General features: G+C 52.4%; 14 protein-coding genes, 1 tRNA gene and 2 pseudogenes. 9 read left to right on the plus strand and 8 right to left on the minus strand.

All coding sequences use genetic code 11. From position 1 onward, the window contains the following. A pseudogene (locus CA13_RS35755) lies at window positions 1-342 on the minus strand (dihydroorotate dehydrogenase); the annotation flags it as partial. A 370-nt stretch (window positions 343-712) separates the two neighbouring features. On the opposite strand from CA13_RS35755, the gene CA13_RS27930 reads away from it, so the two are divergent. The 4 genes from CA13_RS27930 to CA13_RS27945 all read left to right on the plus strand — a co-directional run bounded on the left by CA13_RS27930 (window position 713) and on the right by CA13_RS27945 (window position 5,389). Then, entirely contained in the window at window positions 713-2,251 is a 1,539-nt protein-coding gene (locus tag CA13_RS27930) for an alpha-L-fucosidase (RefSeq protein ID WP_146402298.1), read from the plus strand. 130 nt (window positions 2,252-2,381) lie between these two features. After that, window positions 2,382-2,867, plus strand: a complete 486-nt coding sequence (locus CA13_RS27935; RefSeq protein ID WP_146402300.1) for a HEAT repeat domain-containing protein — start codon at window positions 2,382-2,384, stop codon at window positions 2,865-2,867. 38 nt (window positions 2,868-2,905) lie between these two features. After that, window positions 2,906-4,102 carry an endonuclease/exonuclease/phosphatase family protein gene (locus CA13_RS27940; RefSeq protein WP_146402301.1) on the plus strand — a complete coding sequence of 399 codons (1,197 nt, stop codon included), beginning with the start codon at window positions 2,906-2,908 and terminating at the stop codon, window positions 4,100-4,102. Window positions 4,103-4,564: 462 nt separating this feature from the next. Next, entirely contained in the window at window positions 4,565-5,389 is an 825-nt protein-coding gene (locus tag CA13_RS27945) for a hypothetical protein (protein ID WP_146402303.1), read from the plus strand. Window positions 5,390-5,407: 18 nt separating this feature from the next. Here CA13_RS27945 and CA13_RS27950 read toward each other — a convergent pair whose 3' ends face one another. Both CA13_RS27950 and CA13_RS27955 read right to left on the minus strand, forming a co-directional pair. Further along, window positions 5,408-6,787 (minus strand): enolase C-terminal domain-like protein, encoded by a 1,380-nt coding sequence (locus CA13_RS27950; RefSeq protein WP_146402305.1) that lies wholly within the window; start codon window positions 6,785-6,787, stop codon window positions 5,408-5,410. A 163-nt stretch (window positions 6,788-6,950) separates the two neighbouring features. Then, a complete protein-coding gene (locus tag CA13_RS27955; protein WP_146402307.1) occupies window positions 6,951-7,583 on the minus strand; it encodes a response regulator in 633 nt (210 codons plus the stop codon). A gap of 571 nt (window positions 7,584-8,154) precedes the next feature. Here CA13_RS27955 and CA13_RS27960 point away from each other — a divergent pair. Then, window positions 8,155-8,227: transfer RNA gene (locus CA13_RS27960), tRNA-Asn, on the plus strand. Between the two features lie 711 nt (window positions 8,228-8,938). Here CA13_RS27960 and CA13_RS27965 read toward each other — a convergent pair. The 4 genes from CA13_RS27965 to CA13_RS27980 form a co-directional block, all read right to left on the minus strand. Further along, window positions 8,939-9,763 (minus strand): integrase core domain-containing protein, encoded by an 825-nt coding sequence (locus CA13_RS27965; protein ID WP_146402309.1) that lies wholly within the window; start codon window positions 9,761-9,763, stop codon window positions 8,939-8,941. A gap of 3 nt (window positions 9,764-9,766) precedes the next feature. Then, window positions 9,767-10,021 carry a hypothetical protein gene (locus CA13_RS27970; RefSeq protein WP_146402310.1) on the minus strand — a complete coding sequence of 85 codons (255 nt, stop codon included), beginning with the start codon at window positions 10,019-10,021 and terminating at the stop codon, window positions 9,767-9,769. Window positions 10,022-10,608: 587 nt separating this feature from the next. Beyond that, window positions 10,609-14,046: a TM0106 family RecB-like putative nuclease gene (locus CA13_RS27975; RefSeq protein ID WP_146402312.1), complete on the minus strand. Its 3,438-nt coding sequence runs from the start codon at window positions 14,044-14,046 to the stop codon at window positions 10,609-10,611. Between the two features lie 53 nt (window positions 14,047-14,099). Further along, window positions 14,100-14,303 (minus strand): hypothetical protein, encoded by a 204-nt coding sequence (locus CA13_RS27980; RefSeq protein WP_146402314.1) that lies wholly within the window; start codon window positions 14,301-14,303, stop codon window positions 14,100-14,102. Window positions 14,304-14,821: 518 nt separating this feature from the next. Here CA13_RS27980 and CA13_RS27985 point away from each other — a divergent pair. Together CA13_RS27985 and CA13_RS27990 are read left to right on the plus strand one after the other, a co-directional pair. Continuing rightward, window positions 14,822-15,826, plus strand: coding sequence for a leucine-rich repeat domain-containing protein (locus CA13_RS27985; RefSeq protein WP_146402316.1), 1,005 nt, complete (start codon window positions 14,822-14,824; stop codon window positions 15,824-15,826). A gap of 104 nt (window positions 15,827-15,930) precedes the next feature. After that, window positions 15,931-16,500, plus strand: coding sequence for a hypothetical protein (locus tag CA13_RS27990; protein ID WP_146402318.1), 570 nt, complete (start codon window positions 15,931-15,933; stop codon window positions 16,498-16,500). Between the two features lie 209 nt (window positions 16,501-16,709). On the opposite strand, the gene CA13_RS27995 is transcribed toward CA13_RS27990, so the two are convergent. Further along, on the minus strand, window positions 16,710-17,123 hold the full coding sequence (locus CA13_RS27995) for an integrase core domain-containing protein (RefSeq protein WP_419194923.1): 414 nt from the start codon (window positions 17,121-17,123) through the stop codon (window positions 16,710-16,712). Between the two features lie 178 nt (window positions 17,124-17,301). Between CA13_RS27995 and CA13_RS35760 the strand changes: the two are divergent. Both CA13_RS35760 and CA13_RS28000 read left to right on the plus strand, forming a co-directional pair. Next, a pseudogene (locus CA13_RS35760) lies at window positions 17,302-17,463 on the plus strand (transposase); the annotation flags it as partial. Then, window positions 17,436-18,482 (plus strand): IS3 family transposase, encoded by a 1,047-nt coding sequence (locus CA13_RS28000; protein WP_419195167.1) that lies wholly within the window; start codon window positions 17,436-17,438, stop codon window positions 18,480-18,482. The pseudogene CA13_RS35760 and the gene CA13_RS28000, both read left to right, overlap by 28 nt. Window positions 18,483-18,492: the final 10 nt, after the last annotated feature.

The raw sequence follows: 18,492 nt of genomic DNA on the forward strand, positions 1-18,492 counted from the left end.
GGCGTTTTCGGAATTCAAACTAACGATCACGGGGATCGACATTTGAGAACTGGCTTCCTCAACGAGCTTGATATACGAGTCTGCGTCGGAACTAAACGCAGGAGGTTTTACGTGCTTTGCACGTTCTAAGACCCGCTGTTCGCGCGGCCTGAGCACGTGGCCGCGATTCTCGTTCCAACGCAACACCTGGCCCTCGAAAAGCGACGGCAACACAATTGCCCCTGCGCCGGAACGTTCCAACGTCATTCGCATCGGTGCTTGTGCAGTCAACGGGCATGAGCCGACCACAACGGGCGAACGCAGTACCAAACCCCCATAGTGCGTCGTTAGGTCGATGCTCATGTTTCATTTCCTTTGATTCGTCTGAGATCATCCTGGAAAGCAACCCCAGCGATCTTGTGGCATCAACAAAACCGAACTCTTGTGAATGCGGTTTTCCAAATCAGGGTGTGTTTCGAATGGCGAACCGATATTGTGTCACATTCGCTCGATTTCCGCATGTCATTTTTTGTTGTTCCTGCAAAAAAGCCTGATTTGGGAACCGTTCGGGACTGTGACATTTTGTCACTGCACGGTGTTTCGGTTGCCTTTGCTAGATTATCATAGGCCGTTGTTTCCCGCGGGATGCAAATGTCTGCCGCGGGCATCACAAAACTGCGGACGATGAAACATGTTCCCGTCCCCCTCACCCTCCCTCGAAGGCCCATTCGCTATGAAATCGATTTGTTTGTCGATAATCGCTGTTGTGAGTTTTTGTCTCGTTCCCAACGCTGTCTATTCCCAAACCGCTGTTGCATCACAGACGTTCGAGCCGGCATGGGAATCACTTGCCACGCACAAAGCGGCTCCTGAATGGTTCCAAGATGCAAAGGTGGGAATCTATTTTCACTGGGGCGTTTACTCGGTTCCGGCCTTCGCTTCGGAATGGTATCCCTTCTATATGCACCGCCCCGGTCGAGTATTCGATCATCACGTCGAAACATACGGTCACCCTAGTAAGTTTGGTTATCACGACTTCGTGCCGATGTTTACTGCCGAAAAGTTCGACCCAGATGATTGGGCAAAATTGTTCTACGACGCAGGTGCAAAGTTCGCTGGCCCGGTCGCCGAACATCACGATGGTTTTTCGATGTGGGATTCCAATGCGACTCCCTGGAACGCAGCTGACATGGGACCCAAGCGAGACATCACAGGCGAATTGTTCGCGTCACTTCGCAAGCTTGATATGAAAACGATCGCTACGTTTCATCACGCTCGTAACTTGCAGCGATATCCGACGATGCCGGAACCAAAGGAAGGTGACGTTGATCGACGCGATCGATCCAGCAGCCACTATTTGAATGTCGAAGGCTACCCGACGTCCTCCGACGACGCGAAGTTGCAGCGTTTGTATGGAAACATGCCCGAGCAACAATGGCTCGAAGAGATTTGGTTCGCTAAGTTGAAGGAAGTCATCGACCAATACCGACCCGACATCATCTGGTTCGATAGTTGGTTGGAAAAGATCCCGGAAGCCTATCGCCAAAAATTCGCCGCTTACTACTTGAACGAAGCGGAAAAGATGGGAAGCGAGGTGGTGATTGTTCGCAAACAAGATGATCTGCCGCTCAGTTTCACTGTTAACGATCATGAAAAATCGCGTGAACCCAAAGCACTTCCCGAAACGTGGATGACCGATGATACGATCAGCAAAGGTAGTTGGTGCTATACCGATGATCTGAAGATCAAAGGTTCGCCACAAATTATCCATTCAATGATCGATACCGTCGCAAAAAATGGAGTGATGTTGTTGAATGTGTCCCCAATGGCCGATGGAACCATTCCTGAGAACCAACGTGCGGTGCTAGCCGAGTTGGGAAAATGGTTGAAAGCCAACGGCGAAGCGATCTACCGTACTCGGATTTGGGAATCGTATGGCGAAGGGCCAACGCAAGAACCCGCGGGTGGATTCAAGAGCCATTCGAAGTTCACCAATTTGGAGTACAGCGATAAAGACGTTCGTTTCACACGTTCCAAAGACGGTAAGCACGTCTACGCGATGATTCTAGGCTGGCCTGGTAGTGGCGAGTCAGTGACGCTTCGATCGTTCGGGAAAGAGATGGCGGGCGCGAACACCGATATCAAATCGGTCGCCATACTCGACACAGGCGAATCATTAGCATTCACACGCGATGATTCGGGGTTGCAGGTGACGATGCCCGAGAAAGTAAACAACGAAATCGCTGTCGCTATCCGTATCGACGTTCAGTAAGTCGCTGCGTAAGTCGCTGCGTAATCCATTTTTTGCCCTTGCGGATACCCTCGAAAACTTCCTAAGCCAGCAGCTTGGAAGCGATTCTCTTGTCGAGTGGTTTTCTTTCGAAACTCGTGTAGGGCACGAAATGGATGCGAAACAGCGGATTCAGACGCTATTAGCAAGCTCGGTTTCAGCCGAGCGTCTCGAGGCAGCTGAGCAGCTATGTCAAATGGGGCAAGATGCCTCCTTTGTTGCGGCTGAACTTGTTGCTGCCTGTGCGGATGATGAAGAAGATGTCCGCGCCTCTGCTGTCGGAGCACTCGAAGAATTGGGGCCGCCACCTGTCAGTGCGATCGATTCGTTGATCGCCCTTGCAACATCGAACGATCCGTTAGCTGCCTACTGGGCAATCACTTTACTGGGGCGTGCCGAAACGAACGCGTCTGGGGGGGCAGCCACCTTGGTTGATGTCCTCTCAAATTCAAGCGATGGCTCCGCGCGTCAACGCGCCGCTTGGGCACTTGGGAAAATTGGCGCCAAGGATAGTGCCACGATCGCAGCGCTCCAACAGGCCGCCGCATCGGGCGATCCGCGGTTGGCGCGGATAGCACAACAATCACTCACGCAGTAGTGGGTGATTCATGACGATGTCGGGCAAGGAGGCCGGGCATGGCAAGACGAAAGACCAAATCTCGCAGCAAGTCGCGCTCGCGCATCCCGTTGCTACTCTGGCTGTTCACGCTCTTTTCCGGAGGCGGCGGTGTCGGTGGCTACTTGAATCCCGATTGGCCGATTATTGGGCCGATTGTTACGAGCTTGATTCATTGGCGCCAAGAGAACCCTGACGTAGCTCTCGACGGTAACTTGATTCGCCAGGCTGTTAATGACGAAATCCACAACGCCACGAATGCGGTCGTCAACCAAATTCGTCCCAATACAAATCCGTATGAACAAACCTCTTACGGACAAAATGCGTCGATACAAAATGGGCAAGTTGTCCCGGCTCAATACGCAGCGGCTCGTGGACAAAACAACTCGTCACAACATTCAACGAACCGACGCCCCATCGACAAGCTTCTCATTGCGACATTCAACATCCAAGTCTTCGGCAAAAGCAAAATGGCAAAACCCGAGGTGGTCGATGTTCTCGCGAAAGTCGTCCGGCATTTTGATTTAGTCGCCATTCAAGAAGTGCGAGCGCAAGATGACAATATTTTGCCCGACTTCATTCGTGCAATCAACGCCGACGGCAGCCAATATGGTTTCATTATCGGCCCGCGAATCGGTCGGACCTCTAGCACCGAACAATACGTTTACGTATTCGATCAGACTCGTGTCGAATACGATCCCAACGCCGTCGGTACCATGACCGATCCATCGGACATGCTGCACCGTGAGCCATTCGTTGCCCGTTTCCGTGCTCGCACCGGATCGCCGCAACATGCTTTCACGTTTTGGATGGTCAATACACACACCGATCCTGATGAAGTCCCACAAGAGGTCGCAGCACTGGCCGATGCCTTTGAAGTGATGCAGCGATCTCGTAAAGACGAAGATGATGTCATTTTACTCGGCGATCTCAATGCCGATGAAACTCAGATGGGGCGATTGGGCACCATCCCCGCAATGGGATGGGTCGTCCGTGGTGCAATGACCAACACACGAAAAAATAAAGCCTACGACAATATCCTTTTCAGTACGACGACAACGCGCGAATTCACCGGACGATGGGGTGTGTTCGATATCGAGAAAACGTTTGGGTTGACGCGACAACAAGCTCTGGCTGTGTCGGACCATCTGCCTGTTTGGGCCGAATTCAGTGTTTGGGAAGCGCCGACTGCAAATCGTTCCGTGGTGCCGCGTTAGGGCTTCATCCAGCTCAAATTGCCGCTGCCAAGCCCACCCCCATTTTTCTCGGGACGAAGCACTCGAATTCCGTCTCGCCTTCGATTCCGAGTCTTGCTACTCGAAAATTGATATTCAAGCAGCAAAGGCTGCCGGGCTGAAACACTCGCAAACCTGTCTGATCGTCTCTGTCGTGTGAGCGTTCATGTAGCGCCTTTCGATTTTCGTTCTATTCAAATGCTTGTTTGATAACATCCGCTTTGTTGTCGCGGATACCCGCAAGACTCTGCCCCGACGGACGGGTGCGATTCGAAGCAGCGTGTGCCATACGACCGCGCCAGACCTTCTCAGGTACTAGGTGGAAACTAGGTGGAATCGTCGTCTTTCCATCGATTCGGTTTCACGTGAGTGTATTTCGACTAAACTGGGCAGGGTATTGAGACTACCGTTTCACTCCCTTCATCCGTACGCGATCGAGTCATTATGAGTGCCGAAGCAGTCGTCGTTCGTTGCCAATGTGGAAACGCTTTCCGAGTCAAAGCGGCTGCGATGGGCCGTACGATCCGTTGTCCCAAATGTAAGGTGCCTTGCCTTGTGGGTGAAGAACCGCCTGCCCCGGAATCAGTGGCCCCGGAATCAGTGACCCCGGAGTCTGTGGCCCCGGAATCAGTCACTCAGGCAAAGCCTGAAAACGAATCACCCGCCGTTGCTGACGAAAAAAATGTCACGCAATCTGCTGCGGTCGCGTCACAAGACGCCGACGAAAACGTCGATGTAAAACCAATCGTGCAGGTGGAAGCAAAGGAAGAGACACCAGCACCAATCAAGATGCCATCCATCGTCGTGGCTGATCCACGCGGTAAGAAGGCTGAAAAGTCGGTATCGGTTGTTCCTGAAGTAAAAACGCCAATCGAAGAACAGGTCTCAGCAGCAGCGGCGGCCGTGAACCCTTACACTGCGACGCCCCCGCAAAACGAGCCGATGCACACAGGTGGCGGCGCAATGGAAGTACTGCCAGCACGGCGAGAGTACCCGGTGCTCGATGCGATTCGAGTCCTCTATAAGGTACTTGCATACGTGGTTGTTGCGTTGGCCGTAATCTATCTGTTGGTGATGACGGTCCTGACCATCAGAAGTGGACAGCCTTGGTGGAGCATCATTGTGCTGGCGATCCCTGTACTCATTGGTGCGATTGCTTCTTGCGCCACCCTGTTGGCCCTGTCTGAATCAATCAAACTTGCGCTCGATATTCAATCCAACACGTTGGTGACTGCCAACGCCGTGCAGCCTCGGGATGACCGCGATTGACCACCGTTGCCGACTTGCTCAGTCCTGAAAAATCGGATCGTTCCCATAGCCAAGTCCGGGTTGAGCGAGCATTCGTGTGGGAACTGCACCGCCACGCACTTCAAAAAATGGTGCGAACTTATCGAGCCATCGCTCGTTCCCTTTTGGTGCATATTGGCGCCCATTACTCTCAATCGCAGTGACCCCTGGGATATGTGCCGCCAAGGAAGCCGAATGCAACAGCGACGCACCGACGCAAGTAAGATCTTGGACACACAAAAATAAATTCTCATTTCGGGCTACTGCGCCAAGCAGCAACGCCTCGGCGTGACCTTTGCATGCCTTCAAAGCAATCCCGCTGTACCCTTGCCCAATCGCCGTTCGCAAACTGGCCAAATTCACTAGCGATTCATCAATCACTACCGGCAAACGCTCGCGAACGCGATGCATTGTGATGATCGGTTCTTTCAATAAATCACGTTTCGTTGGTTGCTCGACATAACGGATTGCACGAAGCGAATCCCGCTCTTTTCGGGTGATGCCGTCAAGCACTTCCATCACGTAGTCTTCGTCGGGGCACCGTTCATTGAAATCAAGCGAAAATGCCCACTCGCCATTCCTTGCTTCGTTGGCAACACGATACGTATGGACAATGCGGTCTGTATCCCAAGTTGCGTCATCGCCATTGAGTTTGATCTTTAAATGCGTCAACCCATCACGCTTGATCCACTCGGATAGTGTTTCCGGCAATCCGTCCCCAGCAGGTGTTTGCACATCGGCGTTGGTTAACGGATCAAGGGCTCCGACGAGATGATACAAAGGCATCGAGTCGACAGGCGTCGGTGAAATTAAATCGCCCAAAAACAGACCGCGATACGCGGACTCGCCAAGATAGTGAGCCAAATCGTGAATCATGTCGGCTCGCGACAGTAATGCGTAACTGCTCACGCCGGCCGCTTTGCCATGCGCGTCAAACAATGCGCCTTCAATCGGCGAAGCAGCCAACAAAATCGCCAAGTCAGGAATCGGTTCAGAGAGCTTTCGGTCCTCCGCCAACTGTTTCGCAACCGTTTGGCGAACCGAAGCCATGTGGTGACAAATGTCAAGCGGATGCCCGCTCAACTTCGAATCGTTAAAAGCGGTGACCAATCGCTGGCAGAGCTCAATCACAATTTCTAACTTTTCGGTGTCAGTCAGGTTGGGGCCATCGCCGTTGGTATTGGGCCATGCCCAAACGACACCCATGGTCATGGACCCAAGTCCGCGACCGCGCCCACCTATTTTCGATCGACCGTCACAATCAACCGAAAGGATTGTCACGTCATTGACAACGCGACCACCGAACTTCATCGGAGTTCGGTAGTTGTAGGTTTCGCTTCGCACCTCTAAAGCAAAAGAAACAAGATCGTTCGGTAGCATTGTTGAGCCATTAAAGAAGAAGGAGCCAAAGCGGATAAACGCTAGGCTCCATCTTAGAAGAGATTGCAGAACAATCCCAGGCGACCTTGATTCATGATCCGCCAAACCGCCCACCGGTAAGCACTGGCACATCGAGAGGGCTGGCGGTCAGGCAAGCTGCTCTTTAGACCAAGTTCTTGCGAACGGCCCAGACAGCGGCTTGAGTTCGATCGCTTACACCAATCTTGCGAAGGATGTGTTGTACATGCTCTTTGACCGTCTCGTAGCTGATGCCCAGCATCTTTGCGATTTCTTTGTTCGTCAATCCGAGAGCCATCTGACGCAATACTTCGCTTTCACGCTGAGTCAAAGGGACTTCGATATCGGTACTGAGCCGAGGTGTTGCCAATGCACCGGTCACGCGACGTAGCTCTTCGCGAGTCCAAGCCGATTCGCCAGCCAGCGCGGTTTGCAATGCTTCGATCAATCGTTCCCGAGGAGCTGACTTGAGGACATACCCGGCAGCCCCAAGTGCAACCGCGCGAGCGATGTAGGTTGGGTTGTCGTACGCCGAATAGAGCACGATAGGAAGTTCAGCGTGGTCAAGCTTAATGCGGCCCAGGGCGTTCAAGCCATCCCCACCCTCCATCCGGATGTCCATCAAAACAGCGTCTGGAGACAAAGATTCCACCAAGCTCAAGGCGTCCGCCGCCGTCGCTGCTTCGCCGATGACGTTGATGTCAGTTCCCTCGAGCAGCATACGAGCACCAACGCGGATCACTTCGTGGTCATCAACAATTAACACATTCTTAGTCATTTCTTTTTCCAATATTTTGATGTGAGTGTAAGCTGCGCAGAAAAATTGACCCCTACCGGAGTATTCCACTATAGTACGCGGGAATTAGAGCAAAAAGCGCAAAATTCGCCAAAAGGGTGGGGTGCGACTTTCTACCCCACCATCGAGGACTTTAAACAGCCATTTTGTCGTGAAAACGCCAAATACACAGAAGAACAAGAGCGTTCTTCTTCAGCGTCGACGCTAGCGCAATCGCTTGAACCACTCCCGCGCCTCTAGCTTCCGCCCATTATGGCATCCACGCGAGGGGGATTAAAGTGGATGTTTCCCGCCAAAAGGGGTAAAGAAATGCAAAAATTTTGCGCAGCGCTGGTTCGATCGGTTTCGGCTGCGTGAACGGGCGATGAGGTCCAAACTGTGTTGTATTGGATGTGCCGAATGGATTGGATGTTCCGGTCATCGGCGACGGAGAATCCGAGTAAATTCGAGACAATCATGTATTCCCCTTGCGAGCGGCGTAAAGCTCAAGTAAATTTCCCGAATCTTGGTGATCAATCGGGACAGAAACTATTGTCTTCGCCAAGGGAAAGAATCCCCTGTAGCTCAGTCGGTAGAGCAGCGGACTGTTAATCCGCCTGTCACAGGTTCGAGTCCTGTCGGGGGAGCTCGTCGAAAAGTATCGAACTGATCGACACACCAATTAACGCCCGGAAGCGAGAACTCTCGCCCGGGCGTTTTTTCGTTTCTATCGGCTTTTTTGCGGTGTTTTTCAACTTCTCGCCGATCTCGAAAACCTCTCGGGTTCGAGAAGTCGCGTTCGGAGTACGGAGCGGAACCGCCCGTTCTCATCCGTTCTGCGAATACCCTCGCCCAAAACTCTCAGACTCTCTGATTAACAGAGACAAATAATTAACAGCCCGTTCCCATTTGAGAGTGCGAAAGAGAACCGCTTGGGCGAGCTCGTTTTTGAAGTCTCCGTCTGCCCCATGCTATTGCGGTGGCGGGACAGATGGGGCGCGATCCGATTTGCTAGATTTTTACTCTGGAATCGCGTCCACTTCCGGTTTCCTCTCTTTCGTCGGTTGCCGTGGTGTCATTGGCGGAAGTCAATTGATTGAAGAAAGTGGATGGAATCATGTCTGTAAGAGAACTGGTCAGCGATACGTTGGTCGCTTGTGGTCAAAAAAATCGGACGATCCTTTTAACCGACTAAATTCGAGTTTACGTCGGCACGTGAGTTCGAGTTTTGAGTCGAGATTGAAGCGAAGTTGTACTGTGGCAAGGAAAAATTGAACCAAAACCCACTCACCGCGCAGCAGATATCACATCGATTGTCTTGAGACCGAAGTGGCGCGAGCCAGTGATGGCCAAACGAATTATGCAACGCGTCGATACGATCGAAGCAAGCCGCCAAGGCGTTTGGTCGTTTCGATTTCAGCATGCATATCAGGCGGACGATAGATCGTCACGATCAGTTCGTTGTTTAGACCCTGATGATTCCGTTCGGTGTGATAGTATTCAAGGAAGCTTCGAACAGCCTTTCGAGTCGGGTTCTCGGCAAAGAGAATCCGTTTGTAAAGGCACTCGGATTTCAACGATCCGAAAAATCTTTCCAGGTGTGCGTTCAAGTTCGGGCTTCGCGGCGGCAACCGTACTGGCTTCACGCCTTCGTTGCGTAGGAAGTCTCGAAACGATTGACTGAATGTTGCATCGCGGTCCATGATCAAGTACTTTTTGTCCTTGAAAAAACCATCCTCATGGTTGGTCAGCTCGAGGGCAATTGTCTTCATCCACGCCTGGTTCGGATTGGTGGTGCAGCCAGCGAAATGGACACGGCGTGTTTTCAGTTCCATGCCAAACAGCAAATAGTAAGTCGTCAGTCCCTTCTTGGTCCAGACTTCCACGGTGGTGAAGTCACTCGCGGCCATCACGTCCCAGTACGCCTGCAAAAATGTCTCCCATGATCCTGTGCGTTTGCGGTCCGGTGCCGGCTCAAAGCCGTGGGCTTTGAGGATGTTGCCAATGGTGGAGTCGCAGATGTTGTAGCCGAGGTCCGACAACGCACCGCTGATACGATCGTAGCCCCAAGTCGGATTCTCTTTCGCGAACTTCACGGTCAAATCAACGATCACTTGGCGCACCGTTGGCCGGCCATATTTCTTCTCTTTGCGATCGGAGTAGTCCCACCTATTGACAACCAATTGTCAATGCAATCGCAGGATTGTGTCCGGTGTGAACAGAGTCCCAAACTGCTCAAGTGCTTTGCGTCCGAGAATTTTGCATTTGACTGCCAATCGACGGCGTTGAGCATCGGTCAGCAGGATTCGCTTCTTGCCGAACTGCTCTTTGAGAACGGCATTTTCGGTGCGAAGGTACTCAATGGCATCTTGTTGTTGTCGATTGATCCAACTGGCAAGGATTACAGCGAACAACTGCCACGGCTGTAGAATGAATTTCATCGGCGTCTCGGTGGTCGGGAAAACCCGAGACGATCATTGGTGCTGGGGCAAATGTAAACCAGCATTGACAAGCTGCTGAGCGATCAGAGCTTGAAGCCGTTCCGGTGAGAACGGTTGCGGGAAGATTGCCGACGAATTTGCAGACTTCAATTCGGCCGATATCCACCGATGTCGATAGCTTGAATGACAGGTTTTCGCGGTGTCTAATGCTCGGCGGAGTTTTTTTACCCCACGGCACCTACCTCCAACTAGATTTATGTTGATTCATAGCCACCGGATCTGCGTAACATGTTACGAAGGTGGACGGCGAGGGTAGGGCTTTGCCGACAAAACCGCAGACGCCATTCCGGCGGAGAGATCCCGATGTCGATTGCTCGAAAATCTGGTGTTACGGTGTTTAATGCGCGGCTGAGTATTTTGACTGGACGGGACCAATGTTGACTTGGCTAACCATGAGGGAGGGTGGTTGTCCCTCAGGGGCCTACACTTGCAGCTGATTTGCTCTCGTATTTGCCATTATCGATCGTTCCTTGTTTTGAGTGGGCGTTCACCGGATCGGGAAAGCAAAGCCCGTAGAAAATGGGGCGTCAGGATTGAGTGAAATGGTCGACCTGGACTGCTAGTTCTGCGTAGCGGCAGAATGTGTTAGCAAGTTGCATTTGACGAGGGGTTCGGCAAGCGGGCTCAAAGAGCTTGGGTGCGGCAACCATGATTGTCATGCACTTGGAGCGACTCGTTGCGACATTTAGTCGGTTGGGATCGTACAGGAACTCCATGCCGCGTGGGGCATCATCGGCTGAGGAGCTGGCGGTGCTGTAGATCAAAACCGGGGCTTCTTGGCCCTGGAATTTGTCGACGGTTCCGATTCTGGCTCGGTCACCGATCGCTGCTGATAACGCGTCAACTTGTGCGTTGTAGGGGGCGACGATCAGAATGTCTTTAGGCTCGAGTTCGTTGATGTCGTTTTCCTTGTCGCGCCATCGCGTTGAACTTGTCAGCAGGTGCTGCACGATCGCGGATACGACCGCGACTTCTTCGTCGCTGCGGTTTTGGTTGCCCACATGATCGACCGATACAAGCCGCAGGCCTGTACCGGAAAGTGGGCCATTACCGAGGATGCAGATGTTCTGGCACTTCGGTTCAGATTTTAGACGCCCCTCATAGAATTGTTCCGATGTGAAATCACACACGTCGGGATGCAAACGATAGGTATCGGCAAGAAAGATTCCCTGCGAGTCTTTGATCGTGGAGCCGTCTTGAATCAGATGGGCAAGTGCCGCGATGTCGGCCCCCTCGGGGTGAGCGGCGCGTTGTGGTTGTTCCAGTTGCTGCGGATCGCCCAACAAGATGACGTTCTTGGCGGCCCGCATTGCCGATAGTGCGACGGCCAACGACATCTGACCGGCTTCGTCAACGAACAGGTAGTCGAGGATTCCTTCGGCCGGTTCGCTCGACCAAAGCCAAGCGGTCGCACCCACGACGGTGCCCGCGCTGACTGCATCGAGAGCGTCCGGGTTGCTGTTCAAAACGGTGATTCTGTCGACGGTGTCCTTTTCTCCCTTCTTTGGCTTGTGCGCAAAGGTGCATTTGCCTTCTTGGTCGAATTTGGCGGCTTCATTCAGTAAGTTCGCGATCACCTTATGGCTGACCGCTGTCACCCCAACCTTCTTGCCCTGCGATGCCAGTGCCACGATCATGCGGGCGGCGTGGTACGTCTTTCCTGTTCCCGGCGGTCCCTGGATCGGAAGCACGCTTTGATCGAGATCCAACGCCACTGCGGTCGCGACCGAAACTGATTCACCGTTGAGCGGTAAGGAAAGCGTCAGTAGACGCGGTGGGCGCCCGCACAACAAGTCGGTTCGGGCACAGCGTTGGTTTTCATTGGGCCATGACGATGACGCAACTTCTCGAGCAAACTCAAGCAGAGAATCGGGTTGGGTGCCGGGGGCGACTAGATCGTGAACGAAAACAGATGTGGGATGAAAGTCGCTCGATTTGCCAGTCTTCTTGATTGAAATGCTTCGCGACTGCGGATTGATATCGACAACCGTTCCGACGGTAAGACCATCGCGGTGCTTCAGGCAATGCCCGACACGCACCTTGTGTTCCTGGGCTGGATAGCGATAGACAGACGTAGGATTCCTGTCGCGACCCTGCGGCGAGATCTGTTCAACGAGTTCCAGACCCGCAACCGCCGCGTTCTCAAAAAGCAACTCCTCGTCTTCCAAATCGCGGTGGCGAAAGTACTCCCACCACACCGTTTTATCCTCGCGAAAGAAATACTCCAGCAAATGCCCGGCAAGCCATCTTGCCTGCTGGGTCTCGGTGTCACGAACGTCGCCGGCGAGCAGTTTCAATTGCTCGCGGACATCAATGAACGCAGCCTGACGCTCGATAGTTTCTGGTTTGCGATCGTCGCTCGATTGCGTCGGGCGGGGCAGCGGTCCGTGATCCAACGACACCAATGCTCGTTGTTCTTCTAGCCACTGATGTAACTTTAATGTCGATACGCAATCGTCCCGGTTGTAGGCCGCTACCAAGTCGAGCGTCTGCGGTTCAATCTGGTCGATGCCGCCCATTTCGATTGCCCATTCGACTTCGCTGAGTGCCGGGCGGACATCGGCTAGATCAGCTCGTCGCTTGTAGCTGTAGAACGCCTCGAGTTTCTTGATCGAATAGCTCTCGACGCTCAACACCATGCTTTGCCGAACGACAGCATGCAAGTCGACAAACATTTCGCGCCGCAGAAAATCATCCAACGCATCTTCGTGCAATTGATGACGGCTTGCCATCCGTTTTATCGCCGCCGGTTCGTACGGTGCGAAATGATAAACGTGAAAGTTCGGATGCGAGTTCTGCTGATCAATCAAGTCACGCATCAGGCGATTAAAGGCCTCTCGTTCGGATTGGCGATGGAGGCTCCAATCCATCGAGTAAATCTCGTCTCGATCGACGTAGCCGAACAAGTATTCCAGCACTCCGTCGGGTGCGTGCGGATCGCCCTCGAAATCCAAGTAGATGTCACCGGGATCGGGTTCAGGCAGTCGCAAGAACCCCATCGGCGGCGGCTGCTTTTCCAGCGTTTCATCAGGCCAGACGATTGGCAAATGCTCGACGATGTTTTCACCGCTAGTTCGGCCGCGTTGCTGGATGCGAGCCTGATGGTGAACTTTCAGGAGTGACTCTTTGGATCCGACTGCAGGACGCTGGATACTTTCGGCATCAGCCTCTGCGAATGCGGTCAGTGTCGGCAACCCTTGGCGTCGAACTTCGCTGGCTTGCGACGTTTGAATTCCTGCGATAAATGACAAGTGGTCGTCGTTGCGTCGTCGATCATCACAGTGCGGGAACCAACGACAGACTTCGCAATGGGCGACCGGCTCGGGATAGAGGTTATGCAGGCAATCGCCCCCGGTTGACTCGATCAATTGGCGTTTGATCAGCTCGAAGTAGGCCCAATAGCCATCGAGTCGAAACAACTCCTTCTCGAAAGCCTCCCGTTGATCCGTCGACGCTGGTTTGACCACATATGCAAACATGCTGCGACCGCCCTGGATCGCGGCAACACAATCCGAATAACAGCAGAGTTGTAGAATCGTGCCGGCTTTGGTGTCCTGTGACAACTTGGTGTCGACGACCTCGTAACTCCAATCGCCAAGTTTGCTTTCTGCATCCACTCGAATCAGAAAGTCGGCACGACCCGCGAAAGGCCCGCAAGACAGCGCTGCTTGGAAAATGACGTCGACGCCTTCCCGCATCAGTTCTTCAGTAATTTCGGCTTGGCGAGTATCATCAAATTCGCTCAACGATTCGACACGCAACCCGCGGTCTTTCAATGATTGCAAATACGCATGTTCATGACGCAGGCCCTTTTCGGCGAGTCGATCCAGTCGGGCGTTAGAGCGAAACGGAATCTCCAAGTCCCCATTCGCCCGCCGCATATCGAGCGAAGTGGCGTGCCGACAGCCGAGGAAGTTTGCCAAATCGGTCGGCGACAATTGATAAGAGTTATTGGTCTTTCGCACGTGTTTCTCCTAGTTGGGAATGATTGTACAAAAGATGCGAGAGCCCGTGACGTTCAAACCCAACTGACCGTTCCCTCTCCCCAGTCTACATCAAAGTTGCCACCACATTCGCAGCACTGGAAACTGTCCTGCCCCATTGGGTCAACAACATCGACCGTAAGTAGTTCGTCGCAATGGGGACAAGTGACTTCCGTCTCACCAAACAAGGCACCGGGGAAGCAGAGTTCGTACATCGTGATTGGATCTAGTTCGTCCATTGCCTTCTCACTTCCCGCTGACATAAATCAGTAGGGCCAGCTTTGTACTGTTTGGGAATTGCCGGAAGGTGGGGTGAGAAAGAAGGCAAAGAGGGACCTCGATGTATTGTAACGCATTACGTGTCGTTAAAGTCATGCACGTTTACGAAACTCCGACGTTCGTCCATAAACTCATTTGCAATGCAAATTGGCGACTTCGTGAACAACCGGAAAAACCGCCTATGACCAACGTCAAGCTCGCAGTGTGTGCGACAATCTGTCCGGGCAGCGATTGTACCCTTCGCAGCCTATGCAATTACCTGTTATTGCGAAACAGTCGGATGGTTCTTTCGTTCAAGTAATCGTGTTCCTGATTGTTTTCAGAACGCTGGCGAAGTAGAATCCTCGGTTGTTCGCATCGAGTGGCAATCCATCAACTAACCAGTTTGGATGATGAGTAGCAGCCCGTTGCAAATGCGTGGATGAAGAAGATCAGAATTTAGACGTTTGTGTTCCTGCTTGATTTTATGGAAGCCACTATGTCCAATAGCATGGTCCTTACAAAAGAAATCGTCGAACAACTTTTGGCCAGCGGTGAATTCGCTTCGGACAGTGTGGAAGAGTATACGGAGTTAGCAGATGAAGCTACTGCTGAAGCTTTGTCGACAGTCGGCGGCAGCCTTATTCTCTGTGGCTTGACTTCAATTTCGGATGCCGCTGCCGAAGCCTTGGCAAAAAATTGCGATTTTTTGAATCTGAGCGGCTTGACTTCGATTTCGGATGCCGCTGCCGAAGCCTTGGCGAAACATTGCGACGAATTGCGTCTCGATGGCTTAACTTCCATATCTGAGAGTGCCGCCAAGGCCTTATCAACACAGTGTGGCGACCTAACCTTACGGGGCTTGACTTCAATTTCGGATGTCGCCGCCGAAGCCTTAGCGAAACATAAGGGCGATTTGGATCTCGGTGAGCTGAAGTCAATTTCAGATGTCGCTGCCGAAGCCTTGGCGAAACATAAAGGCGATTTGTGTCTCGGTCTGGAGTCAATTTCAGATGTTGCTGCGGTTGCGCTATCTCGCCATGAGGGCCGCCTGTGTCTCGACGATTTGGAGTCACTATCGGACAATTCCCCAGAGTCACTTGCTTCACTTACTGCCAAACTTGCTCAGTCGTACTGCATTGACTTTTATAACCTTGAACAACTTTCAGATATCGCTGCCGAATCGCTGTCCAAACAAGAGTGCGAGCTTTCATTTTACTCCCTTGAATCGCTTTCAGATAATGCCGCCACAGCGTTGGGCAATCATTGTGGACGACTCTACCTATATTCACTAGTCAATTTGTCCGACGATGCTGCGATTGCTTTGGCAAAACACGAGGATCCACTTGAGATTGAAGGACCTTTGAATTTAGGTGACGAAGCAAGGGAAGCTTTAAAGAAGCAGAAACGGCGGGTACTGGAATGGGATGAGGTCGTGTTCAGCTTAGAGGATCCAGGATCGAAACTTGGAGACGAATCCGAGGATGACGAAGAAGACGATTAAGAGTTGTGCGTGGCAAGGTCCTGTGTTGTCGAAGCGCAATGCAATGTGCAGTTAATTTTGCCCACGATTTTGTTCCGTAGTTTTCCACTGTTTGAGAAATTTAAATGGGTACCGATGTAGATCTCCAATCTGGCGTGCTGGTCCACTACCTGACCGTGGTTAAGATGTTGGAATTGTCGAAGCAAGGTGTCGAACTAGTTAAAGAGCAACTTCTTTCGGACACAGAGTTTTGTGAGACAATCTCCTCCTTCAAGGCGTGGTTCAGTGAACCAGATCAGTCTGGTTTCGTCGAAACGGGCAACGCAAAAACTTGGCTTGAAAAGGTCCGGTCACACCATACCTTCCAAGCTTGGCTATGCAGATGGTGCGAGGCCAATCAATGCGAAATTGGGAGGTACGAGCAATACGACATGGACGATCTCGTGGAACGATCCATTGCACTTCCCGTGCGTTTAGCCGCGAGTCACATGGGGATTGAAATGCCTAGATTTCAGGTGCGGGCATTTGCGAATTCAAAACTGACTAATCTTTGGAATATTGAGCTAGGGCATGTTTACTTCGATTTCAGAGTCGAGGATTGTTTCGAGTTCAAACTCACCGAAATGGGCGCAGCTTTACAGAAACAGCTAGACGTCGAACTAGACGTTTCCGAATGGGCAACTGTATCTTACTAAATAGGCGTGTGGTCAAAAAAGTCAAACGAGCATTTAGGGTCAGTGAAAACCGAGGTTGCGTCGTCAGATACGGTCGGTATTTGGGTCGACAGCGATCCCGAATTAAGCGGTGCCATTAGAAAATTGTGTCAAAACGGCGGAACCGCGCAGCAGGCATCACACCAATGTCTTGAGACCGGAGTGGTGCGAGCGAGTGAGAACGGGACGAGCTAAGCCGCACGTCGATACGATCGAAGCAAGCCACCGAGGTACTCGGTCGTTTCGATTTCAGCATCCATGTCCGGCGGTCGATCCATGGGCACGATGAGCTCGTTGCCCAAACCCTGATGATTCCGTTCTGTGTGATAGTGATCGAGGAAACACCGAACAGCATTTCGCGTCGCGTTCTCGCCAAAGAGAATCAGTTTGTAAAGGCACTCAGATTTCAACGATCCAAAGAATCGTTCTAAATGTGCGTTCAAGTTCGGGCTTCGCGGTGGTAACCGAACTGGTTTCACGCCTTCGTTGCGTAGGAAGTCTCGAAACGCCTTACTGAACGTTGCATCGCGGTCCATGATCAAGTACTTCTTGTTCTTGAGAAAACCATCCTCGTAGTTGGTCAACTCGCTGGCAATTGTCTTCATCCACGTTTTATTTGGATTGGTGGTGCAGCCCGCGAAGTTGACTCGCCGTGTTTTCAGTTCCATAACAAAGAGCAGATAGAACGTAGTCAGGCCACTCTTGGTCCAGATGGAATGCTCCCCAAAACCTGCTCCATGAGTTATGAAAGTCTATCAGCCAAGATTAACGAAAGGACTTTCAATGAAGAATCGAAAACGACATTCCCCCGAGCAGATCGTCAAAAAGCTGCGTGACGCCGATGCGTTGCTCGCGGCCGGCAAGAGCGTTGGCGAAGTCTTGCAGATGCTCGAGGTCAGCGAAGCGACGCTCAGTCGCTGGCGAAGCCAGTACGGCGGCATGAAGAGCGAAGAAGCCAAACGATTGAAAATGCTCGAGGAAGAGAACAATCGGCTCAAGAAGATCGTCGGGGATCAAGCCCTCGACATACAAATGCTCAAGGAAATCACCAAGGGAAACTGACAAGCCCTCAGTCGCGACGTGATGCGGTGCAGGCGCTGCAGCGGAAGTTCTCCGTCTCGGAGCGTCGGGCATGCGAGGTTCTCGATCAGCCGCGATCGAGCCAGCGATATGTAGGGCAACCCAAGGACGAAGATGCGCGGCTGACCAAGAAGATTCTTGAACTTGTTCGTCAGCGACCTCGATTTGGCTATCGCCGGATCGCAGTGCTTCTGCGTCGAGCTGGTGAAGTGATTAATGACAAACGCATGTATCGACTATGGAAAACAGCAGGATTGAAAGTGCCAAGAAAACGCCGTAAACAACGATCTTCGGGTAATAAACACAACGCTTGCCACGTTGTTCCCGCTGGCTTCACGAACGACGTTTGGACATGGGACTTCGTGCACTCATCGACGGTCGATGGGCGAACGCTTCGATTCTTGAACATCGTCGATGAATACACACGCCTTTGCTTGAGCATCAAGGTTGGTCGCAGCATCACCAGCGAAGACGCGATCGACACATTGGCTGAGCTGTTCTCGATGCACGGTGTTCCCAAGCGTCTTCGTTGCGACAACGGACCTGAATTCATTTCATCGGCGATCAAAAGGTGGCTCTGCACCCTGGGCGTTGATGTGCTTTACATTGAACCTGGATCACCGTGGCAGAATGGGCTTTGCGAGAGCTTCAATGGCAAGCTTCGTGATGAGTATTTGCACCAGACAGAGCTTCTCAGCGAGGCTGACGCACGCCTCAAGGCAAGGGCCTGGCGTGAGGACTTCAACGACCACCGCCCGCACAGCTCGCTTGGTTACCTGACCCCATCGGAGTTCGCGCGTCGCTGTGCTGATTCCGCTCCGTTCGCTGCGCGAACTCCGCTCCATCAGCACAGCGAACAATCTGAACCACTATTTGTTTCCTAACCAAACCTTT

Origin of the sequence: Novipirellula herctigrandis (assembly GCA_007859835.1) — a bacterium.
Classification (GTDB): Bacteria; Planctomycetota; Planctomycetia; order Pirellulales; family Pirellulaceae; genus Novipirellula_A; species Novipirellula_A herctigrandis.

Excerpts from the sequence above, each read along its gene's own strand:
- CA13_RS27935 (WP_146402300.1), top strand. The coding sequence starts at position 2,382 with ATGGATGCGAAACAGCGGATTCAGACGCTATTAGCAAGCTCGGTTTCA.
- CA13_RS27995 (WP_419194923.1), bottom strand. The coding sequence starts at position 17,123 with ATGAAGACAATTGCCAGCGAGTTGACCAACTACGAGGATGGTTTTCTC.
- CA13_RS27955 (WP_146402307.1), bottom strand. The coding sequence starts at position 7,583 with ATGACTAAGAATGTGTTAATTGTTGATGACCACGAAGTGATCCGCGTT.
- CA13_RS27950 (WP_146402305.1), bottom strand. The coding sequence starts at position 6,787 with ATGCTACCGAACGATCTTGTTTCTTTTGCTTTAGAGGTGCGAAGCGAA.
- CA13_RS27990 (WP_146402318.1), top strand. The coding sequence starts at position 15,931 with ATGGGTACCGATGTAGATCTCCAATCTGGCGTGCTGGTCCACTACCTG.
- CA13_RS27945 (WP_146402303.1), top strand. The coding sequence starts at position 4,565 with ATGAGTGCCGAAGCAGTCGTCGTTCGTTGCCAATGTGGAAACGCTTTC.
- CA13_RS27980 (WP_146402314.1), bottom strand. The coding sequence starts at position 14,303 with ATGGACGAACTAGATCCAATCACGATGTACGAACTCTGCTTCCCCGGT.
- CA13_RS27940 (WP_146402301.1), top strand. The coding sequence starts at position 2,906 with ATGGCAAGACGAAAGACCAAATCTCGCAGCAAGTCGCGCTCGCGCATC.
- CA13_RS27970 (WP_146402310.1), bottom strand. The coding sequence starts at position 10,021 with ATGAAATTCATTCTACAGCCGTGGCAGTTGTTCGCTGTAATCCTTGCC.
- CA13_RS27985 (WP_146402316.1), top strand. The coding sequence starts at position 14,822 with ATGTCCAATAGCATGGTCCTTACAAAAGAAATCGTCGAACAACTTTTG.
- CA13_RS27930 (WP_146402298.1), top strand. The coding sequence starts at position 713 with ATGAAATCGATTTGTTTGTCGATAATCGCTGTTGTGAGTTTTTGTCTC.